Origin of the sequence: Brevibacillus sp. IT-7CA2 (assembly GCF_949767855.1) — a bacterium.
In the GTDB taxonomy this organism is placed as follows: Bacteria; Bacillota; Bacilli; order Brevibacillales; family Brevibacillaceae; genus Brevibacillus.
In genome coordinates this window covers 140,981-165,725 of sequence record NZ_CATKQT010000022.1, presented here as the reverse complement: position 1 = coordinate 165,725, position 24,745 = coordinate 140,981, and the positions used below count along the sequence as shown (strand labels likewise).

The following is a 24,745-nucleotide window of genomic DNA, read 5'->3' as shown; positions in this document are numbered from 1 at the left end:
CTTCGCACCTCCCTCTAATTTGTAATTCATTATACCAAGCACACCGTATTTTTACAAATCAGCGCTACTTACTCTTCATCCAGGTTCAAGTCGTAGGTTTCCAAGAATTTCGTATCGAAATTCCCGCCGACAAATACTTCGTGCTCCAATACCTTCAAATGGAATGGAATCGTTGTCGTAATTCCCTCGACGACGAATTCGCTCAAGGCACGTTTCATACGGTCAATCGCTTCGTTACGATCCTTGCCCCACACAATTAGTTTGGCGATCATAGAGTCGTAGTATGGCGGAATGGAATATCCCGCATACGCTGCACTGTCTACGCGCACACCAAAGCCGCCTGGCGCCAAATATTCCGTGATACGACCTGGCGAAGGCATGAAGTTTTTCGCAGGGTTCTCAGCATTAATGCGGCATTCAATAGCCCAGCCATCCATTTGGATATCCTCTTGCGTAAAGGACAAAGGTTGGCCTGCCGCTACGGTCAGCTGCTCCTTGATCAGATCAAAACCAGTCACCAGCTCGGTTACCGGATGCTCAACCTGAATACGTGTATTCATTTCCATGAAGTAGAACTGTCCGTGTTTGTCCAGCAAAAACTCGACAGTGCCCGCACCGTGATAGGAAACGGATTTTGCCGCCGCAACAGCAGCTTCACCCATTTGTCGGCGCAGCTCTTCACTCAATGCTGGAGATGGGGCTTCCTCGATCAGCTTTTGGTGACGACGTTGGATGGAGCAGTCGCGCTCACCCAGGTATACGGCATTGCCATGCTTGTCTGCCATGATTTGAATTTCCACATGTCGTGGGCCTTCTACGAACTTCTCCAAGTAAACCCCTGGATTGCCAAAAGCCGTTTTCGCCTCGTTTTGAGCCTGACGGATCGCTTTTTCCAAATCTTCGTCATCAACGGCTACGCGCATACCGCGTCCGCCGCCACCGGCTGTCGCTTTGACCATGACAGGATAGCCAATCTCGTTTGCGGTGACTACAGCGTCAGCCACATCTTCGATCAGTCCTTCCGTACCTGGTACAGTAGGTACACCTGCCGTTTTCATCGTATCCTTAGCTGTGGACTTGTCACCCATCTTCACAATTGCTTCTGGGTCTGGACCGATAAAGGTAATGTTGCAGGCGGTACAGATCTCGGCAAAGTCGGCGTTTTCCGCCAAGAAGCCATAACCAGGATGGATGGCATCTGCCCCTACCTTGGTCGCTACACTCATGATGTTAGCTATATTCAAATAGCTTTCCTTGGATGCCTTTGGACCAATACAGTAAGCTTCGTCGGCCAGCTTCACATGAAGCGCTTCACGATCCGCTTCGGAGTAGACGGCGACCGTACGAATGCCCAGCTCGCGGCATGCCCGGATAATACGCACGGCAATCTCCCCGCGATTGGCAATCAATACTTTTTGAAACATTCCGCTCTCCCCCACCTTATTCTGGCTTCACCAAAAACAATGCTTGGCCATACTCAACCAATTGACCGTCTTCTACGAGCACTTTCACGATCTCGCCGCTTACTTCTGCTTCGATTTCGTTAAAGAGTTTCATAGCTTCTACGATGCAAACAACTTTGCTCGCAGTCACTTTGTCACCAGCTTGTACGTAAGGCGGCTTGCCTGGTTCTGGTGCGCTATAGAAAGTCCCTACCATTGGAGATACAATCTTGTGGAGATTTGCATCATCCGATGCTTGTACAGCTGCTTTCGGAGCTTCTACTGCGACTGGCGCTGCCGCAACAACTGGCTGTGCCGGGATATGTGCAACTGGTGCTGCAACAGGAGCTTGAACCGCTGGTTGCGTTACGACAATCGTTTCCGTACCATTGGATTTTTTCAGAGACACCTTGGCACCTTCTGTTTCCAAGTTAAATTCTTGAATGGATGATTGATCAATTAACTTAATGATTTCGCGGATTTCATGCATTTTCATTACGAACAAGCACTCCTTCTTTTCTTTCAATAGAGGTTCGTGGAGTCCATTATGTATCCTTTTGGCAAACCATAAATCCATGGTAGCCTGTTGCCTATACCACGTCAAGAAAGGATTTCCCCGCTTCTTTTCTAACAGAAGCGAGAAAATCCTTACCATCATGCCCGTTTCTCCTATCCCTTATAACGAGAAAGTACCGCAGCTTTTATTAGGATGACTTGTATTGTACGTTAATGTTTGTCGCCGGGATATTCAAGTGCTGCTTCACGTTTGCAATGATTTCCACGACCTCGTTTGCGCTCAATTTATCTTTTTGTACAATGACTGTCGCCTTGTCATTTTGGACAGTAACGACCGCATCCTGATAGCCACTCGCCTTGAGCATTTCTTCTGCAGTCATCGTAGCGCTTTCCATGTTGGACAGTTCTTCAAACTTGGCCATCGCTTCTGCTACTGCCTGTGGAGAGGAATCCGTGCTGTTTACAATTGCGAGCTGTTCGTCTTTTTGTTGCTGCAACATGGCTTCGCGTTTCATTTTGTAGCCTTGGAAGATTTCACTCGCTGTTTCTGCTACTGGAACGACCGTGTTCGTTGCTGCTGGCTTCGCTTCTGGTGCAGCAGGAGTTTTGACTTCCTTTGTGCCAGTTTTTTCGTCTACCGGAGCTGTCTTTGGAGCTTGATCGACAGGAGTTGCTTGTGGGGCGTGATCTACTTGCTTGGATTCAACAACCACGCCAGAAATTTGCTCTTGCTTCTGGACGGCTTGCTCTTGTCCTGATGTTGGGACCTGTTCTTGCGGCCCCTTCACCAAGTAATAGCCGGAGAGCACAACCATGACAGCAAGCATTGTCAACAACCATACCGTTTGCTTTCGCAGAATCATTCGCCATTACCTCCTACCCTTTTTTGGGCAAAATGGATATTTTATAAGCGGGAACATCCAAAACCTTTTGAACGGCTTCAGTGATCCACGCTTTAACCTGGATGTTATCGGCCCCTTTAGCCACTACCAGGACCCCGCGGACTTTCGGCTTCAGCGTCTTCACAATAACAGGGGCATCTTGCTTGCCGCCTTGCACGATGACGACCTGCTCATCTCGTGACTGGTCATTTTGATTGCGGGTTGCCTTTTCTTTGTCCATTTCCTGATTGGTTGAGGAACGAATGTTGCGATTTTTTTCCACAACCAGCTCTGGTGTTGATTCCAGATTGACCATGACCTCTACTTCGCCGACGCCGACAACAGAAGCGAGGATATCGCGCAGCTGTGTCTCGTAAATGTTTTCATATTCGGCAATAATGTCGGTAGTCGGTGATCCCCCTAGCACCTGGGAAGTTGAATCGCCTCCAGGAGGACCTGGCGCCTCACTCCCTATATCTCCAAATCCGAGTGGCTGATCTTTTTCCACTCTGAGGAAATCCGTCAAAATCATAATGGCTACGCCTATTCCCAATATGACGATGAAATAATGCAGCGGCTTCAGTTTTTGGTTTTTGCCCTTGCTCCCCACTACGATTTTCTTTTCTTCCTGCATCGTCTCGCCTTGTTGCTTCATAAACAGACTTTTCAGCTTTTCCCACAATTGGTTCATTGTTTTCACCTCGCTTCACTGACTGTATCCGCTACTGTTTCTCTCTTTCTCTCGATTCGTCTTTGATAATGACCTGACTCTTCGAAAGCCCCCACTCTTTGGCGACATCGTTTGTAATTTGCACGTAAAGTGGGTTGTCATGATGAGCTGTTGCTGCAATATCTAATTTGGGATCAGGTTGTATTTCAATGGGTTCGCCAATCGTAATCTCAACAGGCTGGACAGGTTTAATCGGTTCAATCGTGCTCTGCCCTTTTTGCTCTTCCTTGTTCGCGTCACCGACTACCAGCTCGATTCGCTCAAGGGTTGGTTGTTCTGGATTTTGCTGATTAACAGTAATCGTGACATCTTCGACAGTTACGCCGTACTGCTCTTTGACACTGGCTTTTACTGAGGACGCTACCTGTGACTGGACGTAAGCGGTCATCTGTTGGTTTTGTTGACCGAGCAGCTTGTCAGTAATGCGTTTCCACTCTGCCGAAGCAGGCTTGTTCAGCTCTTGTTGGTAGCGATCCAGACGAAAGGCTAAATCTTCCTGCGAGAGGCTAAACAGACTAAACACGGGAGAAATGATCGTCAGCAAGAGAATCAAGCCCATCACCATTTTTACGTAGCGTTGCAGTGTCGTATTGGGCAGGATCAGATCGAGGAAGGCAGCCAAAAGGACGAGCAGGATAATTTTTTTCAACCACAGTGTTAACCAAGTCATTTCATCACCTACCGAACCATCATGGAGATGTTGCCCGCCGCAATAATGATCGTAATCGCCAGAAAGAACATCAAGCCGACTGTCGCCAAAGCAGCGAAGACGAACAAAAGACTTTTCCCAATCGTACCTAACGCACTGATGATTGGGCTGTTTCCAAGCGGTTGGAGTACGGCAGATGACAGATTGTAGATCAGAGCCAGTACCAGTATCTTCAAAGCCGGAAACGCGCATAGCATGATCAGGATCAAGACTCCTGCCAAGCCGACGGCATTTTTGACCAGTAGCGAGGCATTGAGTACGGTATCTGCCGCATCGGAGAACACACGACCTACTATCGGGATGAAATTGCCCGTGATGTATTTCGCTGTTCGGAGCGTGACCCCGTCCGCAACGGCTGAAGTCGCTCCCTGTATGGAAATGATGGCGAGAAAAATCGTCAGAAATGAGCCAAGGACACCCATTGCAATATTGCGAAGCAAGGTCGCTAACTGTGTGACTTTGTACCTCTCTGAAAACAGGCTGACGATAGAGAGCATCGCTGAGAGAAACAGTAGCGGAAACACGACGTAAGAGATCATCATGCCACTGGTGTTGATCATGAAGATAATCAGCGGGTGAAACATAGTGGCGGATGCCAGATTTCCTACCGAAGCAAGCAGCGCGATGACGAGTGGGATCATGGCTAGCATGAAATCAGACATGTTCGCGATTGCATCTTTGGCATAGGTAATGGCGACATGAAAGCTGTTGATCGCAAGGACCATCAAGACGAGATAAGTAATCGAGTACGCCACTGTCGATACCGCATTGCGTTCAAAGGCGTTCTGCATCGTTTCGAGAATCATCGCGAAGACCGTAATGATAATGATGGAGCTAAGCAGCTTGCCATTCATCAAAATCTCATGAAAGATGAATTTGCCCATTCCTTGCAGGACTCCTGAAATACTGAAGTCACCTTGCTGCATGAGGATTTGGATAAAGCCTTCCGATTTCAAGTCAGGTAAGTACCCTTTATAGTCGCGCTGCAACTGATGCCAATACTTTTCGACTCGGTCTAGCTGCAAGTGATCGACCTGTTGTTGCACGATTTGATTGATCGGACCGGCTGCGGGTGCAACAGCGGGTGTCATAGCAGCAGACACGGCAACTGGAAACAAGGCAAGAAGCAGGAACAAGAACAGGATCAGCTTGCAAGTGTGTGCCATGGACATCCCACCTCCCTTATGCCGGCAACAAGTCGATCACTGTTTCGATAATGATTTGGATGATCGGTACAGCCATAACTAGTATGAGGACTTTTCCAGCGAGCTCGATTTTCGACGCAATCGCACCTTGTCCAGCATCTCGGGTCATCTGTGCACCGAATTCAGCAATGTAGGCAATTCCGATGATTTTCAGAATCGTTTCCAGAAACACAAGGTTCAAATCTGCTTGAACCGCCAATCTTTCCAAAACCCGAATGACATCAGCTATTTTTCCGACGAGAAAGTAAAAGATGATGACTCCGCTCGCGATCGCCAGCAAAAAGGCGAACATCGGCTTCTGTTCCTTAATGACTAGCGCGAGAATCGTAGCCACCAGTCCTAGTCCGACAATTTGTACAATCTCCATCTGGAGCCCCTCCTCAGTTGAACAGGAAGACGCGTTTTACCTCGGAGAACAGATCGCCGATGTAATGGGACACCATGTACAGGACAATGATGAATCCGACCAGAGTTGCCCAATGCGCAATATCTTCCTTGCCCGCCTGCTTCAGGACTGTATGCAGGATGGCTGTTATGAACCCTACTGCTCCTATCTGGAAAACAGGTGTCAAATCAAAATCCACTGTGAACACCTCGCCTTTAGAACATCAGGATGACGACCAAGAGTCCACCTAAAAAGCCCAAACTCTTGTACATTTTTTCGTACTTTTCCTGTTCTGCACGAGCCTCCTCTTCCAGCCCTCGCAGGTGGGTGACAGCTAGGCGCAAATGCTTTTGCTGGTCTTCCCGATCGGATGATCCGAGTACCTGACCTAGACTCTCAAGCACCTCTCGCTCTTGTCTGCGCAAGGCGGTTTGAGTCCAGAGTCTATTCATAGCTTGTTGCAAGGCTTCCTCAGCCGAATGTGCCTTTTCTGTTTGCAGGAATTCAGCTGCCAGAAGAAATACTTTCCCTACCTCTTCGGAGACGCGATGACCGACCTTCACAAACGCCCGCTGCAATGGGGTCATCCCGAACACGATTTCCGTTTCGAGCATTTGCAGAGCAACGAGCAGAGCCCGAAGTTGAACGGGACGATTCGCGTAATACTTGCCTATTTGCCAACCAACCATCGACGCTGAAAACAGGATGAGTACGGCTCCCATCAGCTTGACCATGCAACCTTCTCCCTTTCAACCAGGTTCATGCTTTGATCGTAGATGGCCTGGATCGTTCCAACGCCTTTTTCGCGGCTGAGTACGATATAGCGGGAAAAGGCTCCATATCGAATCAGCTTGCCCAGCATGGGGCGTTCTGCTACTTCCTTGACGCTCGCTCCATGCGCCGAGCAAATGACGGCTACACCTGCATGAATCGCTTCCCAGACTGCGTCGCCATCCTCCGCTCTTCCCACCTCGTCCACAATCAGAACATCAGGAGACATGGAGCGAATCATCATCATCATCCCTGCAGCTTTTGGGCAAGCGTCCAGCACATCCGTTCGCGGACCGACGTCTCGTTGAGGAACTCCTTGTAAGCATCCCGCCAACTCAGAACGCTCGTCCACAATTCCTACCTTACGACTAGAGGACCACTCGCTTCCGTAGCTGATGGTTCGCGCCATATCACGCAACAAGGTTGTCTTCCCGCACTGGGGTGGGGAGATGAGCAGCGTGTTCAGCAATTTGCCATCCTCAAACAAATACGGCATGACCTTCCTGGCCGCGCCTTTTTTCTCGCGGGCAATCCGGATGTTGAAGCTGGTCACATCTCTGATTCCCTTCACTTCACCTTTGTCCAGCACCACTTTCCCCGCAATGCCAATGCGATGACCGCCAACCACCGTGATGTAACCCCTTTTCAACTCTTCTTCCAAGGCATAGAGAGAATGCTGGCTGACCTGGTTTAAGAGCTTTGCAGCCTCTTCTGCTGAAAACAACCATCCTTGCGCAGGGATCGAGGTGATTTGCCCCGACGGTGTCACATAGCTAGATTGTTGGCCAAACCGGACTTCTAGCGGCTGGTTTTGCCGAAGCCGAATCTCTTCTAGATTCTCTCTTACCGCGATAGGAAGGGCCGTCAAAATCGTGCGTAAAGTTGCTGGCAATATCGTCAAGATTTCATTCATCAGGTACCCTCCGTTTGCAGCATTCTGCCTTTGTCCACTTTGACTTACCTCCATCCTATGCAGAGGTGGACGAGATTTATGCAAAAAAAATAGCTTGCTCTCGTGCTAGAACGCGAGTGCAAGCTTTTCCTATAGGGATCAGCGATTATCCGTTTTCTTGTTATCCACCGGCTCTATTACATAGTGTCGGTAGCCTTCCTCATCTTTGCCCTCGTGCAGATAGATTTCTTTCTGGCAGCTAGGGCATGCGAACTCGTAGGTCGTATCAAGATGGGGATCTACTTGTCCTTCATACAGTTGTGCGTCTTCATCATCATCTAAATCGTAGAAAGCCGCGTACTCGTCGTCATCATCCTCACAATCGACAACGGTTTCGTACAAGTCATCATCATCCTCAAAAAGGTAGAGCTCAATGTCCTCTAAGTCTTCATCCAAGGCCTCCACATAATCCTCTGTCTCTTCCACTCGCGCGTGAAGCTCTCGTAGCTGACCCTGTACCTCACCTAGAATCTCAATCATCTCTACCATAATTTTTCCTTCGGGGCTCTTCTCCCCCACTTCCAAGCCATCTGCCAACCCTTGCAAGTATGCGATTCGATTCGCCAATGCTTCTGGCATCCACATTCCCTCCCATCCAATCTCTCCCACCTATCGTTCCCCATCTTGATTGCATTTACCAATGGAAGGAAATGGGTAACTACTTGCGGACCCCAATCAAGATGCAGGAGATCCCCACCAGAATCCAGGCAATTTTGGCAAAGCTAACCCGATCCGACATGCCTAATAAACCGATTGTTGTAGTGGTGATTAAGATGATTGGCCCGACAATCGCAAGACCCGAATTAATGAGCAGAGCTTTTTCGACCTGGTTCACTTTCAAAATGAGCAAAGCTGCAATGATCTCGATACTGCCTGAGAAGACCCTGAGCGCCGCCATACCCATAATTGCTTTTTCCAACATACCGTCTCGTCCTCCCCTCCTTTCACTCTATGCCTGTACCACATCATTTCAGCACTTTTTGCATGACCTTTATAGGCTTTTGCCCTCACTCCTCCCCTCCACTGGGCATACACTGAACCATACGCCTAGAAGAAATGAGGAACTTGCCGATGGTAGAGTGTGATCAATCGTTTTTGCCTGACAGCTGGGCAAACCCGTCCGGGCAAATCCGAGAGAAGCCCCGTGCGAAGGGCTTAACCATGGTCATTGACAAAGGCCTTGGACTTACCGCTTATTCTGACTTGTTAGCGCTGGCTGCTCCTTATATCGATCTATACAAACTCGGTTTTGGCACCATCGCGCTGTATCCCCTCGAAATACTCAACCAAAAATTGTCCCTCGCAAAACAAAATGGCGTACACATCATGCCAGGAGGAACTTTTTTTGAAATTGCCATCCGTCATAATACGATTGCAGATTATATGAAGCTGATTCGCTCTCTCGGTTTTACGGCGGTCGAAATATCCGATGGAACGTTCCCTTTATCCTTCGCACAACGTCAGGAAGCCATCAATTACGCGTTAGACAATGATCTGGTGGTCTTCACGGAAGTCGGGAAAAAAGCTGCCGATTATCGCACTTGTCGAGAGGAATTGCTGGAGACGCTTAGCTTCGACCTGCACAATGGTGCCAGTCACGTTATTGTGGAAGCGAGAGAGAGTGGGACCGTCGGCGTTTGTGACGGGGACGGCAATATAGACGATTCCTTCGTTTTAGACATTGTCGCGGCGGCCAAAGAAAAAGCCTCCCGCCTGATCTGGGAAGCCCCACAAAAAGATCAACAGGTCTGCTTCATCAAAGCCATTGGCAGCGACGTTAATCTCGGAAACATTGCCTATACGGATGTATTCTCTGTGGAGACGCTACGGCGAGGATTGCGCGGCGATACAGCCCTACTCATGGATAGAGGGAGGTTTTATCCGTGCGAATAGAAGTGGTACCGACCGTGGAAGAAATTCGTTTTGAACAGATCAGCAATCATGTTGTCATCGTCATCGATGTGCTTCGTGCCTCCAGTACGATTGTCACCGCATTAGGCAATGGATTTCGTAGCGTCATCCCGGTCGAAACCATTGGGCAAGCGAACTCCCTCCGAGCCAACGACTGTGTTTTGGCTGGTGAACGCCACTGTAAGAAAATACCGGAATTCGACTGCAACAACTCACCAACCGAAATCGCAGCTCTGGGGAAAACGGGGAGCCAGCTTATTCTCACCACGACAAACGGGACTCGCGCGATCCAAAAAGCAGAACGTGCCTCCGCCCTCTTAATCGGCTGCTTCTTGAATGCCAGTGCATGCGTGCGGCACGCTATTTCGTATCATCTCGATATTACGCTGTACTGTGCAGGTACCCGGTCGGAATTCGCTCTGGAAGACGGTCTGGCTGCTGGCTTGATGATTGCCCAGACACAACAATCGTTGCCGAGCATCCAAATTTGTGATCTGGGTGAAGTTCTAAAAGCGAGCTACCTTTACTACGCAGGAAAACTGAGCGAGCTGTTACCCCACACAACAACAGGAAAAAGGCTCGTCCAGCATCATCACGCAAACGATATACGGTACTGTGCTCAAGTGGATCAGTATCAAATCGTTCCTTATATCAAGGAGAAACGCATACTCCCCCACCTTGTCTCATAATGTGAAAGGAGAACAGGGACAGGGGTTATGATGCCAATGATGTCTGGAGAAGTGATGCTCGTCATCCTGATCGTTATCGGTCTTATTGGGCGCTCACCGATTATTGCTACTGCGGCGAGTATATTGTTGGTGTTGAAGCTAACGGCCCTGGAGCGTTTTTTCCCAACGGTAGAGCGTCGCGGATTGGAGCTCGGCCTGCTCTTTTTGACCATTTCCGTACTGGTTCCATTCGCCAGCGAAAAAATATCGTGGAAAGACGTCACACCACTCTTCACTACGGTTGTCGGCTTAACCGCACTGGCTGGCGGGGCCATTGCCACCTGGATGAATGGAAAAGGACTCGATTTGCTGCGGTCGGAGCCCCATATGATTGTCGGTCTAGTGATTGGCTCGATTATCGGCATTGTGTTTTTTCGGGGCATTCCCGTCGGACCTTTGATGGCTGCGGGCATTACTGCTTTTGTGTTGAAGCTGTGGGAATGGTTTGGAAGCAGATAAAAACGAAAATCCCCCTCTTTTCCATGCAGGAGGGGGATTTGTCTATGTTGTTTTAGCGTTTGGCGTTATTGGACGTGTCAAACGGAACTTCCCAGTTGAGGTCTTGGTATTGGCGTTGTTGAATAGCGTGAGACAGCTTTAACTCTTTTGGCTGTTTTTCAAGGTCGCGGATGAAGAATGTTCCTGTAACATGTATTCTTCCATCCTTGCCTCTTGTATATGTTGTTCCTTGAAGCTTTACATTGTATGTTTGTTTGGACTCATCCTGTGCCGACCATTCAGTCGTGTAGACGATCCCTTCTGGCAATATAGCCGAGAACGAAATCAGTGCACCTTTCCCAAAATAGGTCTCATCCCCGATTTTTTCTTCGTCCTCCGTTGTTTTTAAGGTAAAGCCCGTTAAGGTATAGGTACTGTCACTGTTCGTCACGGCCACCTTATCCTTTAACAAGGTATCTACCGGAATAGTTGCCTGAAATTTCGCTGGCTCATACAGGTACAGGGAGTGCATTTTTAATTTGTACGTTTGATCCTTTGCTAGTGGAGTTATCCCATTCCATTTCGTAACTCCTTTCCCGTCATTATGCACTTTTCCCCGGTACGAATGCTTTACGTTGTTCTTTCTAATTTGGTTAAGCTCTTCATGCATAGCATCGTCCCATCCTGCTACTACGCTCCCTTTTTCATCGAATATTTGGAACGCTACTCCCATGTCGATGAAATACCTCTCCATCCTCTCTGCTTCTGTGAACACAGCTTTTTTTGGTTCTTTTACAATCCAGCCATTTTGCTCTTTCCATTTTTGGATTTGTTCTTCTCTTTCTTTTGTCCAGACTGTTTCCAACTCTAGCAAACTTGCACTTGGAACCGTCATTATGTTTTGTAATATGATTTTTATTCCTTGCGGTGTCGTGTACTTTTGTCCGATCTCTGTATGGTTTGCCACTTCCCTTGTTTTTTTCATATCAATTGGAAACTCGACCTTCCAGCTTCCTTCTTTCCCACCCAGTATTGTTGCTTCGACACCGACGATGATCTCATCCGGCAATGTCTTGCTATCTTTCAGGAATTGGAAAACATCATGGCTGACGACAAGATACTCTCCTTCTTCACCGTAGGTATAGCCCCCTCCCCCAGGATTCAGGTCTTCACCTGACTTGGTTTTGTAAGTAAGGGACAATCCGTCTTTTTCCACATCAAACGGGATACGCTTGCCATTTTGATCCACGATATTTGCAATGATCGCCATCCGCACTGGATCCGCAACTACTTCTTTTACAACCAGTGTAATTCCTTGATCCGTCACCTTTTTATTGATTTCCTGGACATAACCCTTCTCTGCTGCCTGCTTCATTCCTTCGTCGATGCCTTGTATGGATTGTATGACACTGTTTACGTAACTCGCAAAAGTCGGAGACACCATGGACCCAAACGTAATGATTGCCGTGACACTCGCTACGGCTAACGCAGTTTTCTTCAAAATGTTTACGCTCCTTTTTTTCCAATCTGGTTTTGGCTTTGGCAATTTCACTTGCTCTAACGCCGTCATCACCTGGGAAGTAAAATCTGTGGGTAACGCGCTTGGAACGTGCAGGCTCGGGAACTCCTCGCTGCTATCCTCTTCCTCCATTATCAGCCTCTGACAGAGCAGGCACTCTTCGACATGTCGTTCCAGCAGTCTAGCTTCATCTGCAGATAGCTCACCAGTCAAATACTTGCGCAACTCTTCAGTTTTGGAGCAATTCATAGATAGCAGCACCTCCTGACATTTCTTGCGCGATACTAGCCCGGAGCTTTTTCTTGGCGTGATGGATACGCATTTGTACAGTTGTAACCGGAACATGCAAAATTTCGCTAATCTCTTTGTAGCTCATCTGTTCCAAGTATTTCAGCATAAACACAACGCGGTATTCTTCACCCAACGCCATGATTTGCTGCTGCAAGGTATCTTGCTTTTCTTTTTCCAAATAAGCTTTTTCGGGTGTATCTGATTCAATCAATCTTGTCTCTTCCAAAGGTGTTTTGGCGTAGTGCTTGTTCTTGCGCCACGCGTCAATACACAAGTTGGACGCAATCCGATACAGCCAGGCCAAAAAAGCATCTGTCGGCTTGTATTTATCCAGTTGACAGTAAGCTTTGATGAAAGCCTCTTGTGTCAGGTCTTGGGCATCCTGCTGCTGCCCCGTCATTCGATAAAGATAGCTGTATAATCGTTCTTTGTACTTGTCGACCAGGTGCGCGTAGGCATCCCGATTCCCTTTTTGTACCTGTTGTATGAGCAACCAATCATCCTGCAAAGGAAATCCTCCCATTTCAAAAAAGTTCGCTGCGCAGCGTTCGTTTTGGCAGGCTCATATGGATTAACGGATCTTTTTGTATTTTCTTTCCAGAAATGATTACATTTTTTAAAAAAGTTTGAGTCAACTTGGTGGAGGAGAAGAAAAAGCACAGTTCTCTTCGACTCTGACACGCCAGCATGGGGGATTCACTGGCCGTCTCCACTTAAAAAAGGGGACCGTCGAACCAAAGCCACCCTACGGGCGGAAGTTTCTCAAGGAAGAAGTGTTCGACAAGCGTGGTCCCCTTTTTTAAGTTCCGACTGGGTAGGCGTTGTCAAGGTCTACGAGCCCTGTGCTTTTTCTTCTCGCCAGCTTTGTTGGTCGTGTGATCGACAACATAAGAAAACCGCCCTTGAATAAGGCGGTTGAGTTCCATCGATCACTTCCACGAATGGTAGATATTTTCCGCGTACTTGGTAATGGCTTCATCGTAATCTGGATACGGATATTCGAGACTATCTGCCACCGCTTTGGAGTACTTTCGAAATAGCTCGTAGCAAGTGAATAACGATTCCCACATGTCTACGTAGCCATTTTGGCGATAAGTGGATAGTAGATCTTCCCAATCTTTTTTTGGAAGATAGTGATCGATAAATTTGTAGTTTTTCCCGACACTAAAGGTAAATCCTTTCTCACATCCGATTTGCCAAGCCATCATGCGGAGCAAATTTGGTCGGGCAATTTCGTTGAGATGGTCAATCGCAAACAGGATTTCTTTTCTCGCAAGTCCTTTAACAACGTAAGTAGAGACCATCCAAAATTCGTTGCAGCAGTCATCAAACTCTCTAGCAGTTGGCTTCTTGAGCCAATATTGATAATCGGAAGGTAGCACCTCGTGTTTGATAAGCTCGTCCTTATCCAGCAAAACCTCAACCAGGCCGTCGCAATCTGCAAAATACTGCTCTTTCTCATCTATCGGAATCAGCGTCAGATCCACTTTATTTCCATCGTCAAATAGAATGAGATAGGAAAACCAATTCCCTAGCTCGGACGGAAAAAGCTCCATATCCTCCGGTTTTTGCATCATGATCCGATTCCCAAAAACATCGAGCCATTGATCATTTTCCTTAAAAGAATCCATCTCTGTCACAAAATACGAAATATCATAATCTTGGAATGGATCAGCGGGTATATGTTTGTTCGTACGTGACCCTTCCAAGGTTACCAAGCGGATTCGATCATCCTTCCTGGCGAAATCGATCAGCATGCTCATCATTTCTTGTTCCGTTCTCAAAGCCATACCCCTCCACCCTACTATTACTCCGTACTACTTAATTTAGTGCAATTACATAATTTTTACAATACTACATCAATAGGAGAAACAAATAAAAAAGCTGCACCCATATATGGGCACAGCTTTTTCTTGCAATCCGTACTTTTACGCGCGGGAAACGTATGCTTCCGTACGAGTATCGATGATCAGACGCTCTCCTTCTTCTACGAAGAGAGGAACGTTTACTACGAAGCCAGTTTCCAAGGTCGCTTTCTTTGTTACGTTAGAAGCAGTGTCACCTTTTACACCTGGCTCACATTCTGTTACAACGAGTTCAACCGTATTCGGCAATTGAATACCGATTGTTTCTCCGTTGTACTGCATGATTTGCACGTTCATGTTTTCCTTGAGGAAACGCAGTTCACGCTCGATTTGCTTTTGAGTGAACGTCATTTGCTCGTATGTTTCAGTATTCATGAAAGTGTATTCATCGCCACTAGCATACAGGTATTGCATCGTGCTGGATTCAATCCGGGCAGGGTTTACTTTTTCGCCACCGCGGAAGGTCATTTCTGTCGTGTTGCCGCTACGCAGATTGCGCAGTTTGGAGCGAACGAATGCCGCACCTTTACCTGGTTTTACGTGTTGGAATTCTAGCACGGTAAAAATATTGCCATCCACTTCGATTGTCAAACCGGTACGAAAATCGTTTACAGAGATCATGGTAGTCCTCCCAAATCAATCAATAACAGAATAAGTATAAATTACACTGGCAAAATGAGCAACTCTTTCGTGGACTTGTTCAGGTTCTCATGACCATCAGCTGTAATCCACACATCGTCTTCGATCCGAACGCCACCAAGACCTGTTACGTAAATGCCTGGCTCCATCGTTACGAGCATACCTGGCTCCAATACGAAGGTACTTACAGTCGACAGCCCTGGCAGCTCGTGAACTTCCAATCCGAGACCGTGACCTGCGCTATGTCCATAGGCATCGCCATAGCCTGCTGCTGTGATGATATCTCTCGTTGCTGCGTCAGCGTCTTTTGCGGATACACCTGGCTTCAGTGCATCTAAACCTGCCAGCTGAGCACGCAAAACAATTTCGTAGATTTCACGCATTTTCGGGTCTGGCTCTCCCACAGACAACGTGCGTGTGATATCGGAATTGTAGCCCTGATAAGCAGCTCCGAAGTCGAGCGTAACCATTTCCCCTGCCTGAATCACTTTCTCGGAAGCTCGTCCATGTGGCAGAGCACCGCGTACACCTGACGCTACGATCATATCAAAGGCAGAGCCTGTAGCTCCTTGTTTACGCATGAAGAATTCCAGTTCCAAAGCAACATCGGATTCACGCACACCTGGCTTGATGTAGCCTTGAATATGCGTAAATGCTGCTTCCGCGATACGAACCGCTTCACGAATAATAACCATCTCGGATTCGTCTTTAAACATGCGGATTTTTTCAAGCAGACCGCTTGTTGACACCAGCTCTACTCCGTCAAATCCTTTGTTCCATTCCTGATAGGTGCTAAAGGACACGCTGCTCTCGAATGCCAAGCGCTTAATCCCTTTTTCTTGCAGGAGCTTGGCCATCGCTTCAACAGCTTTTCTCTCGTTATTTACCACTGTAAAATCTGGTGCTTGTTCTTGCGCTTGTTCCACATAGCGGAAGTCAGTGACGAGAAACGCCTCTGTTTCGGTGACAATTACCCACCCCGTTGATCCGGTGAAACCACTCAAGTAGAAGCGATTCTCTGTTTTTTCGGTAATAAACGCCTCTGCTCCAACTTGTGTCAGTGCCTCGCGCAATTTATGCAGACGTTGTTTCATGGCAGCCTTTTCCCCTTTTGAAAGCTTTTATTTTTTTTCGATTTTACGGACGAGCGCTCTTAGTGCCCACTCATATCCATCGATCCCCAATCCGACAACTTGTCCAATCGCGATAGGAGCGATGACTGAGTGATGGCGAAATGGTTCCCGTGCATGAATATTGGAAATATGTACTTCAATCGTTGGCAGAGCCACACTGGCCAGTGCGTCTCGGATCGCATAGCTGTAATGTGTGAATGCCCCTGGGTTGATCAAGATACCGTCATGGACACCTCTCGCCTGATGAATCGCGTCGATGAGGACACCTTCGTGATTCGATTGGAGATGCTCAAGCTTTCCGCCCAACTCATCCATGACACCCGTCAGGATTGTCACCACATCCTCCAGCGTTTCCCTTCCGTAAACATCCGGCTCCCTTGTCCCCAATAAATTCAGGTTGGGCCCATTCAATAACAAGACGGAAGTCATCGACCATCCCTCTCCCTATAAAAGTTTTTTTATTAATGAAACATTTTACCACAAGCCGTTCTGATTCCAAAGTAGACAAATCGCCCAAGCAACATTTCGAACATTGTTACATCCATTTTGACAAGGAACGGAGAAATCCTCCTACCTTGTGGACTCATTCCATGTATGATTCTCGTCTGATTGCTCGAGTATGATTGTCATCCCAATGAACAAGCCAAACGTCAAATACCAAGCGCCTTCCGTACTTAAAGTGGCAACCTCCCAATTTCCGATATGAAAGAAGAAACCCGCTATCCCTAACATGACCGCCCCGTAGACGAGTCCCAGCCACCACGCACGGATCCGGCTAAAAAGCAAGCTGAACACAAATGAAGCAACGGCTGTTTCAACGAACAATACGATACCACCAAGGCACACGCTCGCAAACGTATTTTCGTCCTCGATGCTGATAAAGGGACGTGCAAAGGCTCCGATTCCGTACGGGGTCATGTTCAAAAAGTGAGCCATCAAACGAACGAGCCCCCAAATGATAGTTCCCCAGAATGCGACCTCCAAAATCTTCGAAGTGGAGATTCTTTTACTCCCTTGCCTACCTTCTTCTGTATGGGATACGCGCGCTTGCTTATGCTTCCGTCCTGTTTTGCTTATTTCCATTTCCATCACCTCTGATCTCTAGTATGCTCTTCCTCTAATCTTTTCACTTTCGCTTTACATTTGTTGGAAAAGTGCGAACTCCTTGTAGCTTCAAGTCGCCATTTCCGTTAATATAGTGGTAAGGATGGTGATTGTATTGGCGCAACAAAACGTACCTAGCTACGGCGGTCAGGCCGTCATCGAAGGAGTTATGTTCGGTGGCAAAACCATGACTGTTACGGCTGTTCGCAAAAAAAATCATGAAATTGAGTATTTTGAATCCCCCCGATCGGAATATAAATGGATTACTACGCTAAAAAAGATTCCGTTTGTGCGTGGGATTGTTGGTTTGGTCGAAGCCAGCGCCAATGGGGCCAAACATCTCAACTTCGCCTCTGAACAATACAGTATGGAGTCTGGAGAAGAAGTATCTGAAAGTCCATCGAAGCTCACCATGATTTTAGGTGTTGCTGTCGTCGGGGTACTTTCCTTCCTGTTCGGGAAATTCGTATTTACACTCGTTCCCGTTTTCCTGGCCGACTTTTTACTCGGAAAATGGGTACCGGATGGCGTTCCTCAAACGTTGGCTGAAGGCGGATTTAAAATCTTGCTCCTCCTCGGTTACATTACAGCGATTGCACAAGCTCCGTTGATTAAAAGGCTTTTTCAATACCACGGAGCCGAGCATAAAGTGATTAACGCATTCGAATCCGGGGTAGAATTAACAGTAGCCAATGTACAAAAATTTTCCGCTCTGCATTATCGTTGCGGGAGCAGTTTTCTCATTTTCTCAGTGTTCGTCGGTGTAGTGATTTACTCACTGTTCAGTTATGACTCCCTGACGGAGAGGGTCGTACAACGCATTGTTCTTTTGCCACTGGTAATCGGCGTCTCTTATGAGGTTTTGCAGTGGACAAACAAGCTCCGAGATGTACCCGTCCTACGTTACCTTGGTTATCCAGGATTGTGGTTGCAAAAGATCACAACTCGTGAACCAGATGACAGCCAAGTCGAGGTAGCCATCGCTTCCTTCCAAAAGATGCGGGAGCTTGATCAGAAGCACGTGCAGGAAAGAATGGTTACGACCGGATAACGTGAGGCATTTTTATTCCCATAGAGGTGAAGCCCTATGTTACGCCGTATTCCACCAGTGATTCTGATAGTGATCGTGTTAGCGATTTACGGATTTTTGATAACACTCATCAATGATCCTGTCAGTACGATTATCATCTCGGGATTATCCGTTGTACTTTTCTTGGTCGTGCGCAACTATTTACAAACCGGCTCCTTCTTTTCACAAGGCGCAAGCAAACCTAGACAGCCAAAGGTCAAGGTGAAACCAAAACCATCCATTGCTCGGCAAGCAGTGAAAAAGCAGTCGACTACCCCGAGAAAAGATCATCCGTTTCGTGTGATCGAAGGCAGCAAAGGGAAGCAAAAAGAGAAACAAGACGAAAAATCGCAAAATAATATCTCCCACTAAAAACAAGAACAGGTTGCCTGAATCGGCGACCTGTTTTTTTATTAGACCAGTATTTTCGGAGAGCTATTGCGAAACACTTTGACGTAATCTTCAAAATCCCATTGCGCCAAAAATTTGTGAGCCGCTGCCTCCCCTGACTCAAACAATTGTTGCCGCATTTCTTTTGACAGCTGAAATTGGGTAGTCCTCACCCCTAATGTATGAATGAAAATCGTCCGAACGGCTTTTGCCTTTTCCACAAACAGACGGTCATGGGCATCGAGCATGGTCGCAAGCAATCCCCGAGAGAAGGAAAAAAGACCGTTGATGCTAGTCGCTTCTCTCCTGTCTTGATCATCACTCAGGCGAAAACCAATCGTCGGCCACCGGGGAGTCCCCGGTACATCAAATAACCACACGGGGTAGTTGCTCAATAATGCGCCATCGACGATGTAGTGCACATGTCCAGCACTTGTCAGCTTTGCAGGCTGAAAAAAGAACGGAATCGAGGAAGACATACGAACGGCTCGTGCCACAGGAAAATGATCGGGTTCTACACCATACCGTGCCAAATCGTCGGGTAATATAAGCATTTTTCCGTCAGTGACATCAGATGCGACAACTTTCAGCTTACCAGGCGGAAGATCTCCGAATGTTCGTACTCCTTTTCGTAGTAACAACTCCTCTATGAACAACTCGATTCGATCTGCTCGATAAATCCCTTCCCGCACGACTAGTTCATAGATTGGTCCGATGAGAGGGAGCCTGCCCAGCCCTGAGCGCTTGAGAAAGTGAAGGTAATCCAGCTCTTCAAAGATCGGTTTCAACTCATGGCTGGAATAGCCTGCGCCGAGCAAAGCTGCAACAATGGAGCCTGCCGAGGTACCAGCGAGCCTTTCCCAGGTGTATCCATTCTCCTCCATGACTCGCAAGGCACCAATAAAAGCGATTCCTTTTACGCCACCACCTTCAAAGACCGCATCCGCTTTCACCTTGTTTCCCCTCCCTAAAATTCCTCCCCATTTTCCATGTATAAGACGACAGCTTTTCCGTTACCACAAAGAAAAACGCAAGCCTGATCGGCTTGCGCTATAATACGATAACGATATAGACTATTCCTCTTTTTGCTCATCTAACAAACGAATGTTACGAAGCTCTTCTATACGTTTTGGATCTGCCTCGAAGTACTGAACCAGATACTCCAGGCATGTAATCGATTCCCAGCTCAGGTGGTGCTCGATTCCTTCCACATCCTGATAAATATGCTCTTCATCCAAGCCAATGATCCGCATAAATTCTTCCAAAAGACTGTGACGGTCCACTAGGCGTTTTCCGATTTTCTTCCCTTTTGGCGTCAAGACAAGCCCACGGTATTTTTCATAAACGAGATACTTGTCTTTGTCTAGCTTCTGAACCATTTTCGTGACCGAAGAGGGATGTACTTCCAACGCTTCAGCAATATCGGAGACACGAGCATAGCCCTTTTCTTCAATTAAGTTGTAAATGCGTTCCAAATAGTCTTCCATACTCGGCGTCGGCGGCATTGTGAACCCCTCATTTCCAAACCGTTATTTCATCTAGCCAAAAAAGGCACGTAGAAATATGATACCGCGTAATGAGAAGCATTTGCAAGAGAAAAGTACCTATCGCAGCTGTTTTTCTGGTGTTGGATTCATCATTTGGACATATTGTACGAGTTGTTGACCCAACTGCTCCATGCGCGCCTGTAGACGCTCATCCTTCAGCTTGCCTTCTGGTGTAAAGGCATTGTAAGCACTTGGGATGGAAGGGCTAGATGGCAACGGCCATGCATGCAGATTGCGCATGATTAACTGCAAAGTGTTGACCGTATTCGTTGCACCCATGCTCCCCCCAGCGACGCCAATAATGGCAACCTGCTTGTCACGCAAAATGCGCCCTTCCAGGAAGTCAATGGCGTTTTTCAAAGCACCTGTCATTGTGCCATGGTATTCAGGCGAACCGATCACAAGTCCATCCGCTTCAGAAACCGCTTTGACAAATTGATGGACAATTTCAGGGTACGTACTAGTATCATCACGATCATCATACAGCGGCAGCTTCCAATCCGCGAGATGAATCATTTCAACATCGGCACCAGCATCCTTCGCTGCTTCGAGTACAATATGAATCGCTTGTTTTGTCGTAGAATTGGCATTCATGCTTCCGGCTATTCCTACAATTTTCATGGTTTCACCCCATCGATAATCTAAATACTGGTATGATCATCATTATATTCCATTAAGTATAATTTGTAAACATTTATGTTTATTTAATATCATCTGTTCTGAACAGACCTGTTTGTCTCATACACTTGTACCAAGTTGCAAGTGAGGATGATGCCTATGGACAAAGTCGCTTGGCATATCGCCGTGCTTTTTGCAGGGTCTGCGTTAGGTGGATTCTACTTGGGTGGATATGAGTGGTTACGCTTTTTTACTTATTTCGGTTCCTGGGGGACAATAGGCATTGCACTTGCGGCTCTTGGCCTCGGATGGTTCGGCGTCCAGCTGTTGACCTTTTGCCATCGCAAGCAAATTCGCTCCCTGTACGAGCTGTACTACGTATTGTGTGGCGAAGCATTCGCTTCTAGCCTATCTGTCATCACCCACATTCTTCTATTGGGCTATACAGGAGTCATGCTTGGCCAACAGGCAGATTTCCTCTTGGAGGAGTTCTCTCCTCTATGGTTCATCCTTCTGACCATTGCAGTCATCTTCTTTATCATAAATCGTTGGAGATGGATTGTCACTGCAATAGCCATATCTCTATCCATCGGTTTATTATTATTCGGATTGATTTTCAGCGCACAAACCCATGTGCCAATACCGAGCTTGGGTTATCAAATGAATGTGAACTGGCTGATTCACGCCGTATTTTTCCTTGCCTTGCATTTTCTTATCAGCTTGGCCACGACTCTACCTCTGGCAGTACGTGCGTCCCATGAGCGATCTGTTCGGATGGGGGCAATCATCGGAGCTGGAATCTTCCTTCTGTTCACAATGTTAGGTCAAGCTATCCTTCTTGCCCACTGGCATGATGCCCACGCCTCTGTACTGCCTATCAAACAAATTTTGGTTCAAATGATGACGGGTGGCGATTGGCTTCTCGCTATCCTCTCACTTGTACATGGTGGAGTCATTGTCGCAGCCCTACTCTACTCGCTGACACATCCCATTGCGACACGTCAACATCTACAAATGCTGCCACTGATTGTCGTCATGCTGCTTACCGTATTTGTATTCGCTCTCCTCACACTCATTGTTCCGTGGAGTATGTCTGCAATCGCCAGTGCAGCGACCTATTGCGGCATGTTCGTAATGGGCTGGTACGTTTGGAAGCATCAGAATTGACCTGATTGTTTACTCGTAGCTCCTGTGGTCAAGACAAAATCTTGGCCACTTTTTTCGCATTATAGGAGCCAATTCAATATTCCGATCACGACCAAGAGAACAAGGATAAACACCAAAATATTCAACGGACTCGTCATCACGTAAGCCTCCTCAATACATGGTTACTCTCTCTCATTTTATCACATATGAAAAACGTCCCCCGAAGGAGACGTTTACTGCAAAGCCTCACTCTCCGCTCTTAGCTGTCCCCCATTTGGAGAACCTATCGGATAAGCTGGCGTTGTTTGTTCCGTAATTTTGTGAATCGCTGAAAGGACCGCCTTTGTCGCCGTTGCGATTTGTTCCCAATCCATTTGCGCCAAGGAGTCATCTGTTGCTTGTCCGGTCTCTGCACTCGTCACAAGTGCCGTAGGAATACCTGCGGCGGCTAAAGAGCCTGCTGCACCGTTTCGTTCACGCGTCCCATCCTTGTTGGAAGGAGACACCCCCGCTGCTCTCAGGAGTTGGATTGGCAGATTTTCGTTGCCCAGCGAATTCGTTGCTACGAGCTCTGCCTTTTGACTGCCCACCCCCTCGACATAGAAGGCTGCTATCATGGCTTGTCGCTCTTTGGCTGATAAGGCATTCGCATAAGCAATCGGGCCTCTGCTTCCCGATGTAACCGCGCCAAAGCTTACGAACCTCACTTCCGTATCAATCGGCTTGTCAGCCATACTACGCGCTATCTCCAGCAAGGCCGCTACACCGGAGCCATTGTGATTTGCCCCAACCGATAACCCAGCGGAATCATGGTGAGCAGATACCATCACGACCTGCCCGGTGTCGTTTTGATTGGGCTTTCGGCTTGCCACGATATTATACGAGGTTTGCTTGGTGGTTGCGGCTCCTTCTACCTTGACGGTTCCCTTTACGGGCCGCTTGTCCATGATGCGTTTTTGGAGCATCGTGCCATCCGCCTTGGACAAAGCTATAACAGGAACAGCGATATCCAAGGGTTCACCCAGTGAAGCATTCCATCCTCCCTCTCGATCATTCCAGATGATAAGAGCAACGGCTCCGGCAGCGGCTGCTTGACGTACTTTTTCTCCGAACGGAATCTCGCCTCGCTTGACCAAAGCAATCTTTCCCCGTGATGCCTCATTCGCAAAATCAACCGCTCTTCCCAGGCCTGCATCCACCACGTCTGCTGTCGCGTTTCCATTGATTCCAAAAGCAAATCCACTTACTGTCCATTTTTGACCCTGCCATTCTTCTATCGTCAGCGATAGAGTAGTAGGCTTTCGGTACGTATAATAAGAAAAGGGATCGAGCTTGGTCTTGTACCCATAAGATCGAAGTGTATTTTCCACATAGACAGCTGCCGCAAATTCCGTTTCAGTAGCAGGTGGACGGGCTGTTCTTGCCAATTGCTCGACATGGCTGTACAAGCGTTCACTATCGATCCAATCTTGCGTTTCCTCTGCATGAGCACGATGTGAAAGGAAAGGTATCGGCAATATCGTTCCACAAACAAGCAAGGCACATAGCGCATAATGACGGACAGATCGCATGGCATTCTCCCTTTCCTTCGCTCTTTGCATTTATTATGGGCGGTTACGACAAACCGAGTCTAGTCAGAATAGTTAGTCAAATAACTTCATCCTGCGCCATCCCTGGACAGCTTTCGCTTTCTTCTGCCCAAAACGTCGATTTTTCGAGTGACTTCCCACCATATAAATTCTTAATAGAAAGGTGCTTTACTCCGTAAAATTATTGATAAAGAAAAGGCGACTTTCAAATTGACCTATGTCCTTCCCTTTTGCTAAGGTGGAATCAACAAAAAACCGTTTGAAAGAAACGGATTGGAATCCTGAGGGGGAAGTACCATGCTGTATGTAGATGGCAAATGGGTAGAAGAAGGGCAAGTCGCAGTTCATCCAGAAGACCGCGGATATAACTTTGGGGATGGCATCTATGAGGTAGTACGTATTTATAAGGGGCGCATGTATCAATGGGATGGACATGTTACCCGCCTGTTTCGAAGTGCCAAAGAAATAAAAATGGAGCTCCCTTGGAGCGCAGAAGAGCTAACAGACTTAGCGAATCAGCTAATCGCCAAGAACAACATCACGGAGAATGACGACGCCAGCCTTTACCTGCAAGTATCTCGTGGCGCCTCTCCGCGTGTTCACGATATTCCGTCTGGTATCAAGCCTGTGATCATGGGCTTTGTCCGTCGCAAGGACCGCCCTGTCGCCGATATGAAAAAAGGTTGGTCCGCTCAGCTCATCGAAGATATCCGCTGGCTGCGTTGCGATATCAAAACACTCAATCTGCTAGGGGCTGTTCTGGTCAAACAATACGCAAAGGATGCAGGTGCCCAAGAATCGATTTTGCACCGTAACGGCGTCATCACAGAGTGTAGCTCTTCCAATTTGTTCGTCGTGAAAAATGGCGAGCTGTATACGCATCAGGCTGACAATCTGATCTTGCACGGAATTACCCGCCAAGTGGTCATTGATTTGGCTCGGGACAATGGTATCTCTGTACATGAAAAAGCATTCGACGTTGCTTTCTTGAAGCAAGCTGATGAAGTATTCCTCACCAGCACCACCGCGGAAATCATGCCGCTCATCTCGGTAGATGGCGTCGCTGTCGGCAACGGACAGCCAGGGCCTGTCGTTCTTTCGCTACAAGACTTGTTCGAACAGCATATCAACACAAGTGTACTCGTGTAATGAAAAAAAGCTCTCCCG

30 protein-coding genes are annotated in these 24,745 nt (G+C 47.6%); 7 read left to right on the top strand and 23 right to left on the bottom strand.

The genetic code is table 11. The annotated features are described in order from the left end of the window. Window positions 1-68: 68 nt before the first annotated feature. From accC to ACM6JA_RS13690, 12 genes are all read right to left on the bottom strand, one after another. Window positions 69-1,424: an acetyl-CoA carboxylase biotin carboxylase subunit gene (gene accC, locus ACM6JA_RS13745; RefSeq protein WP_414852728.1), complete on the bottom strand. Its 1,356-nt coding sequence runs from the start codon at window positions 1,422-1,424 to the stop codon at window positions 69-71. 16 nt (window positions 1,425-1,440) lie between these two features. Beyond that, window positions 1,441-1,938 carry an acetyl-CoA carboxylase biotin carboxyl carrier protein gene (gene accB / locus ACM6JA_RS13740; RefSeq protein ID WP_414852727.1) on the bottom strand — a complete coding sequence of 166 codons (498 nt, stop codon included), beginning with the start codon at window positions 1,936-1,938 and terminating at the stop codon, window positions 1,441-1,443. Window positions 1,939-2,146: 208 nt separating this feature from the next. Next, window positions 2,147-2,821: a SpoIIIAH-like family protein gene (locus ACM6JA_RS13735; RefSeq protein ID WP_414852726.1), complete on the bottom strand. Its 675-nt coding sequence runs from the start codon at window positions 2,819-2,821 to the stop codon at window positions 2,147-2,149. A 13-nt stretch (window positions 2,822-2,834) separates the two neighbouring features. After that, window positions 2,835-3,530 carry a stage III sporulation protein AG gene (gene spoIIIAG / locus ACM6JA_RS13730; RefSeq protein ID WP_007725719.1) on the bottom strand — a complete coding sequence of 232 codons (696 nt, stop codon included), beginning with the start codon at window positions 3,528-3,530 and terminating at the stop codon, window positions 2,835-2,837. A 31-nt stretch (window positions 3,531-3,561) separates the two neighbouring features. Beyond that, window positions 3,562-4,239, bottom strand: a complete 678-nt coding sequence (spoIIIAF, locus tag ACM6JA_RS13725) for a stage III sporulation protein AF (RefSeq protein WP_414852725.1) — start codon at window positions 4,237-4,239, stop codon at window positions 3,562-3,564. Between the two features lie 8 nt (window positions 4,240-4,247). Next, window positions 4,248-5,444, bottom strand: coding sequence for a stage III sporulation protein AE (gene spoIIIAE, locus ACM6JA_RS13720; protein WP_173620215.1), 1,197 nt, complete (start codon window positions 5,442-5,444; stop codon window positions 4,248-4,250). Between the two features lie 16 nt (window positions 5,445-5,460). Continuing rightward, window positions 5,461-5,850 (bottom strand): stage III sporulation protein AD, encoded by a 390-nt coding sequence (gene spoIIIAD / locus ACM6JA_RS13715; RefSeq protein ID WP_007725724.1) that lies wholly within the window; start codon window positions 5,848-5,850, stop codon window positions 5,461-5,463. 13 nt (window positions 5,851-5,863) lie between these two features. Then, window positions 5,864-6,067, bottom strand: coding sequence for a stage III sporulation protein AC (gene spoIIIAC / locus ACM6JA_RS13710; RefSeq protein WP_007725726.1), 204 nt, complete (start codon window positions 6,065-6,067; stop codon window positions 5,864-5,866). A 16-nt stretch (window positions 6,068-6,083) separates the two neighbouring features. Next, entirely contained in the window at window positions 6,084-6,602 is a 519-nt protein-coding gene (spoIIIAB, locus tag ACM6JA_RS13705) for a stage III sporulation protein SpoIIIAB (RefSeq protein ID WP_012686020.1), read from the bottom strand. Beyond that, window positions 6,590-7,552, bottom strand: coding sequence for a stage III sporulation protein AA (gene spoIIIAA, locus ACM6JA_RS13700; RefSeq protein WP_414852724.1), 963 nt, complete (start codon window positions 7,550-7,552; stop codon window positions 6,590-6,592). The genes spoIIIAB and spoIIIAA overlap by 13 nt, the downstream gene beginning before the upstream one ends. Window positions 7,553-7,690: 138 nt before the next feature. Next, complete coding sequence (locus tag ACM6JA_RS13695; protein ID WP_414852723.1) at window positions 7,691-8,170, bottom strand: CD1247 N-terminal domain-containing protein; 480 nt, start codon at window positions 8,168-8,170, stop codon at window positions 7,691-7,693. A gap of 79 nt (window positions 8,171-8,249) precedes the next feature. Further along, entirely contained in the window at window positions 8,250-8,513 is a 264-nt protein-coding gene (locus tag ACM6JA_RS13690) for a YqhV family protein (RefSeq protein WP_007725730.1), read from the bottom strand. Between the two features lie 149 nt (window positions 8,514-8,662). On the opposite strand from ACM6JA_RS13690, the gene ACM6JA_RS13685 reads away from it, so the two are divergent. From ACM6JA_RS13685 to ACM6JA_RS13675, 3 genes are read left to right on the top strand one after another with little or no spacing between them, the layout of a single operon-like run. Continuing rightward, window positions 8,663-9,484 carry a phosphosulfolactate synthase gene (locus ACM6JA_RS13685; protein WP_414852722.1) on the top strand — a complete coding sequence of 274 codons (822 nt, stop codon included), beginning with the start codon at window positions 8,663-8,665 and terminating at the stop codon, window positions 9,482-9,484. Continuing rightward, the gene (locus ACM6JA_RS13680) at window positions 9,475-10,191 is read left to right on the top strand and encodes a 2-phosphosulfolactate phosphatase (protein WP_414852721.1); all 717 of its coding nucleotides are present in this window, start codon (window positions 9,475-9,477) and stop codon (window positions 10,189-10,191) included. The genes ACM6JA_RS13685 and ACM6JA_RS13680 overlap by 10 nt, the downstream gene beginning before the upstream one ends. Window positions 10,192-10,227: 36 nt before the next feature. Beyond that, window positions 10,228-10,689, top strand: a complete 462-nt coding sequence (locus tag ACM6JA_RS13675; RefSeq protein ID WP_012686015.1) for a DUF441 domain-containing protein — start codon at window positions 10,228-10,230, stop codon at window positions 10,687-10,689. 52 nt (window positions 10,690-10,741) lie between these two features. On the opposite strand, the gene ACM6JA_RS13670 is transcribed toward ACM6JA_RS13675, so the two are convergent. The 7 genes from ACM6JA_RS13670 to ACM6JA_RS13640 form a co-directional block, all read right to left on the bottom strand. After that, window positions 10,742-12,436: a DUF4179 domain-containing protein gene (locus tag ACM6JA_RS13670; RefSeq protein WP_414852720.1), complete on the bottom strand. Its 1,695-nt coding sequence runs from the start codon at window positions 12,434-12,436 to the stop codon at window positions 10,742-10,744. Then, window positions 12,417-13,001, bottom strand: a complete 585-nt coding sequence (locus ACM6JA_RS13665) for an RNA polymerase sigma factor (protein WP_414852719.1) — start codon at window positions 12,999-13,001, stop codon at window positions 12,417-12,419. The genes ACM6JA_RS13670 and ACM6JA_RS13665 overlap by 20 nt, the downstream gene beginning before the upstream one ends. Window positions 13,002-13,407: 406 nt before the next feature. Beyond that, a complete protein-coding gene (gene ant(6) / locus ACM6JA_RS13660; protein WP_414853127.1) occupies window positions 13,408-14,262 on the bottom strand; it encodes an aminoglycoside 6-adenylyltransferase in 855 nt (284 codons plus the stop codon). Between the two features lie 144 nt (window positions 14,263-14,406). Beyond that, window positions 14,407-14,964 carry an elongation factor P gene (gene efp, locus ACM6JA_RS13655; RefSeq protein WP_007725738.1) on the bottom strand — a complete coding sequence of 186 codons (558 nt, stop codon included), beginning with the start codon at window positions 14,962-14,964 and terminating at the stop codon, window positions 14,407-14,409. Window positions 14,965-15,005: 41 nt separating this feature from the next. Beyond that, on the bottom strand, window positions 15,006-16,076 hold the full coding sequence (locus ACM6JA_RS13650) for a M24 family metallopeptidase (RefSeq protein WP_414852718.1): 1,071 nt from the start codon (window positions 16,074-16,076) through the stop codon (window positions 15,006-15,008). Window positions 16,077-16,103: 27 nt separating this feature from the next. Further along, window positions 16,104-16,544: a type II 3-dehydroquinate dehydratase gene (gene aroQ / locus ACM6JA_RS13645; RefSeq protein ID WP_007725740.1), complete on the bottom strand. Its 441-nt coding sequence runs from the start codon at window positions 16,542-16,544 to the stop codon at window positions 16,104-16,106. Window positions 16,545-16,685: 141 nt separating this feature from the next. Then, window positions 16,686-17,198: a YqhR family membrane protein gene (locus ACM6JA_RS13640; RefSeq protein WP_414852717.1), complete on the bottom strand. Its 513-nt coding sequence runs from the start codon at window positions 17,196-17,198 to the stop codon at window positions 16,686-16,688. Between the two features lie 124 nt (window positions 17,199-17,322). Between ACM6JA_RS13640 and ACM6JA_RS13635 the strand changes: the two genes are divergently transcribed. Continuing rightward, window positions 17,323-18,270 carry a DUF1385 domain-containing protein gene (locus ACM6JA_RS13635; RefSeq protein WP_017247982.1) on the top strand — a complete coding sequence of 316 codons (948 nt, stop codon included), beginning with the start codon at window positions 17,323-17,325 and terminating at the stop codon, window positions 18,268-18,270. 36 nt (window positions 18,271-18,306) lie between these two features. Further along, window positions 18,307-18,660 carry a hypothetical protein gene (locus ACM6JA_RS13630; RefSeq protein WP_414852716.1) on the top strand — a complete coding sequence of 118 codons (354 nt, stop codon included), beginning with the start codon at window positions 18,307-18,309 and terminating at the stop codon, window positions 18,658-18,660. 41 nt (window positions 18,661-18,701) lie between these two features. On the opposite strand, the gene ACM6JA_RS13625 is transcribed toward ACM6JA_RS13630, so the two are convergent. The 3 genes from ACM6JA_RS13625 to ACM6JA_RS13615 form a co-directional block, all read right to left on the bottom strand. Next, on the bottom strand, window positions 18,702-19,631 hold the full coding sequence (locus ACM6JA_RS13625; RefSeq protein ID WP_414852715.1) for a patatin-like phospholipase family protein: 930 nt from the start codon (window positions 19,629-19,631) through the stop codon (window positions 18,702-18,704). Between the two features lie 120 nt (window positions 19,632-19,751). Continuing rightward, entirely contained in the window at window positions 19,752-20,183 is a 432-nt protein-coding gene (mntR, locus tag ACM6JA_RS13620) for a transcriptional regulator MntR (RefSeq protein WP_017247979.1), read from the bottom strand. 99 nt (window positions 20,184-20,282) lie between these two features. After that, the gene (locus ACM6JA_RS13615; RefSeq protein ID WP_414852714.1) at window positions 20,283-20,846 is read right to left on the bottom strand and encodes an NADPH-dependent FMN reductase; all 564 of its coding nucleotides are present in this window, start codon (window positions 20,844-20,846) and stop codon (window positions 20,283-20,285) included. A gap of 156 nt (window positions 20,847-21,002) precedes the next feature. Between ACM6JA_RS13615 and ACM6JA_RS13610 the strand changes: the two genes are divergently transcribed. After that, a complete protein-coding gene (locus ACM6JA_RS13610; RefSeq protein ID WP_414852713.1) occupies window positions 21,003-22,010 on the top strand; it encodes a hypothetical protein in 1,008 nt (335 codons plus the stop codon). Window positions 22,011-22,222: 212 nt separating this feature from the next. Here the strand turns inward: ACM6JA_RS13610 and ACM6JA_RS13605 are convergent, their stop codons facing one another. Next, window positions 22,223-23,560 (bottom strand): M28 family peptidase, encoded by a 1,338-nt coding sequence (locus tag ACM6JA_RS13605; protein ID WP_414852712.1) that lies wholly within the window; start codon window positions 23,558-23,560, stop codon window positions 22,223-22,225. Between the two features lie 315 nt (window positions 23,561-23,875). Between ACM6JA_RS13605 and dat the strand changes: the two genes are divergently transcribed. Further along, complete coding sequence (gene dat, locus ACM6JA_RS13600; protein WP_414852711.1) at window positions 23,876-24,727, top strand: D-amino-acid transaminase; 852 nt, start codon at window positions 23,876-23,878, stop codon at window positions 24,725-24,727. The last annotated feature ends 18 nt before the right edge of the window (window positions 24,728-24,745 follow it).

What these genes read in the sequence shown, in the direction of transcription:
- aroQ (WP_007725740.1), bottom strand. Translation starts at nt 16,544, where the DNA reads ATGACTTCCGTCTTGTTATTGAATGGGCCCAACCTGAATTTATTGGGG.
- ACM6JA_RS13640 (WP_414852717.1), bottom strand. Translation starts at nt 17,198, where the DNA reads ATGGAAATAAGCAAAACAGGACGGAAGCATAAGCAAGCGCGCGTATCC.
- ACM6JA_RS13650 (WP_414852718.1), bottom strand. Translation starts at nt 16,076, where the DNA reads ATGAAACAACGTCTGCATAAATTGCGCGAGGCACTGACACAAGTTGGA.
- ACM6JA_RS13605 (WP_414852712.1), bottom strand. Translation starts at nt 23,560, where the DNA reads ATGCGATCTGTCCGTCATTATGCGCTATGTGCCTTGCTTGTTTGTGGA.
- ACM6JA_RS13675 (WP_012686015.1), top strand. Translation starts at nt 10,228, where the DNA reads ATGATGTCTGGAGAAGTGATGCTCGTCATCCTGATCGTTATCGGTCTT.
- mntR (WP_017247979.1), bottom strand. Translation starts at nt 20,183, where the DNA reads ATGCCGCCGACGCCGAGTATGGAAGACTATTTGGAACGCATTTACAAC.
- accC (WP_414852728.1), bottom strand. Translation starts at nt 1,424, where the DNA reads ATGTTTCAAAAAGTATTGATTGCCAATCGCGGGGAGATTGCCGTGCGT.
- ACM6JA_RS13695 (WP_414852723.1), bottom strand. Translation starts at nt 8,170, where the DNA reads ATGCCAGAAGCATTGGCGAATCGAATCGCATACTTGCAAGGGTTGGCA.
- ACM6JA_RS13735 (WP_414852726.1), bottom strand. Translation starts at nt 2,821, where the DNA reads ATGATTCTGCGAAAGCAAACGGTATGGTTGTTGACAATGCTTGCTGTC.
- spoIIIAD (WP_007725724.1), bottom strand. Translation starts at nt 5,850, where the DNA reads ATGGAGATTGTACAAATTGTCGGACTAGGACTGGTGGCTACGATTCTC.
- ACM6JA_RS13690 (WP_007725730.1), bottom strand. Translation starts at nt 8,513, where the DNA reads ATGTTGGAAAAAGCAATTATGGGTATGGCGGCGCTCAGGGTCTTCTCA.
- spoIIIAE (WP_173620215.1), bottom strand. Translation starts at nt 5,444, where the DNA reads ATGGCACACACTTGCAAGCTGATCCTGTTCTTGTTCCTGCTTCTTGCC.
- ACM6JA_RS13665 (WP_414852719.1), bottom strand. Translation starts at nt 13,001, where the DNA reads ATGGGAGGATTTCCTTTGCAGGATGATTGGTTGCTCATACAACAGGTA.
- ACM6JA_RS13610 (WP_414852713.1), top strand. Translation starts at nt 21,003, where the DNA reads ATGGACAAAGTCGCTTGGCATATCGCCGTGCTTTTTGCAGGGTCTGCG.
- spoIIIAF (WP_414852725.1), bottom strand. Translation starts at nt 4,239, where the DNA reads ATGACTTGGTTAACACTGTGGTTGAAAAAAATTATCCTGCTCGTCCTT.
- spoIIIAB (WP_012686020.1), bottom strand. Translation starts at nt 6,602, where the DNA reads ATGGTCAAGCTGATGGGAGCCGTACTCATCCTGTTTTCAGCGTCGATG.
- efp (WP_007725738.1), bottom strand. Translation starts at nt 14,964, where the DNA reads ATGATCTCTGTAAACGATTTTCGTACCGGTTTGACAATCGAAGTGGAT.
- dat (WP_414852711.1), top strand. Translation starts at nt 23,876, where the DNA reads ATGCTGTATGTAGATGGCAAATGGGTAGAAGAAGGGCAAGTCGCAGTT.
- ACM6JA_RS13685 (WP_414852722.1), top strand. Translation starts at nt 8,663, where the DNA reads ATGGTAGAGTGTGATCAATCGTTTTTGCCTGACAGCTGGGCAAACCCG.
- ACM6JA_RS13635 (WP_017247982.1), top strand. Translation starts at nt 17,323, where the DNA reads ATGGTGATTGTATTGGCGCAACAAAACGTACCTAGCTACGGCGGTCAG.
- spoIIIAA (WP_414852724.1), bottom strand. Translation starts at nt 7,552, where the DNA reads ATGAATGAAATCTTGACGATATTGCCAGCAACTTTACGCACGATTTTG.
- ACM6JA_RS13670 (WP_414852720.1), bottom strand. Translation starts at nt 12,436, where the DNA reads ATGAATTGCTCCAAAACTGAAGAGTTGCGCAAGTATTTGACTGGTGAG.
- ACM6JA_RS13615 (WP_414852714.1), bottom strand. Translation starts at nt 20,846, where the DNA reads ATGAAAATTGTAGGAATAGCCGGAAGCATGAATGCCAATTCTACGACA.
- ACM6JA_RS13630 (WP_414852716.1), top strand. Translation starts at nt 18,307, where the DNA reads ATGTTACGCCGTATTCCACCAGTGATTCTGATAGTGATCGTGTTAGCG.
- spoIIIAG (WP_007725719.1), bottom strand. Translation starts at nt 3,530, where the DNA reads ATGAACCAATTGTGGGAAAAGCTGAAAAGTCTGTTTATGAAGCAACAA.
- accB (WP_414852727.1), bottom strand. Translation starts at nt 1,938, where the DNA reads ATGAAAATGCATGAAATCCGCGAAATCATTAAGTTAATTGATCAATCA.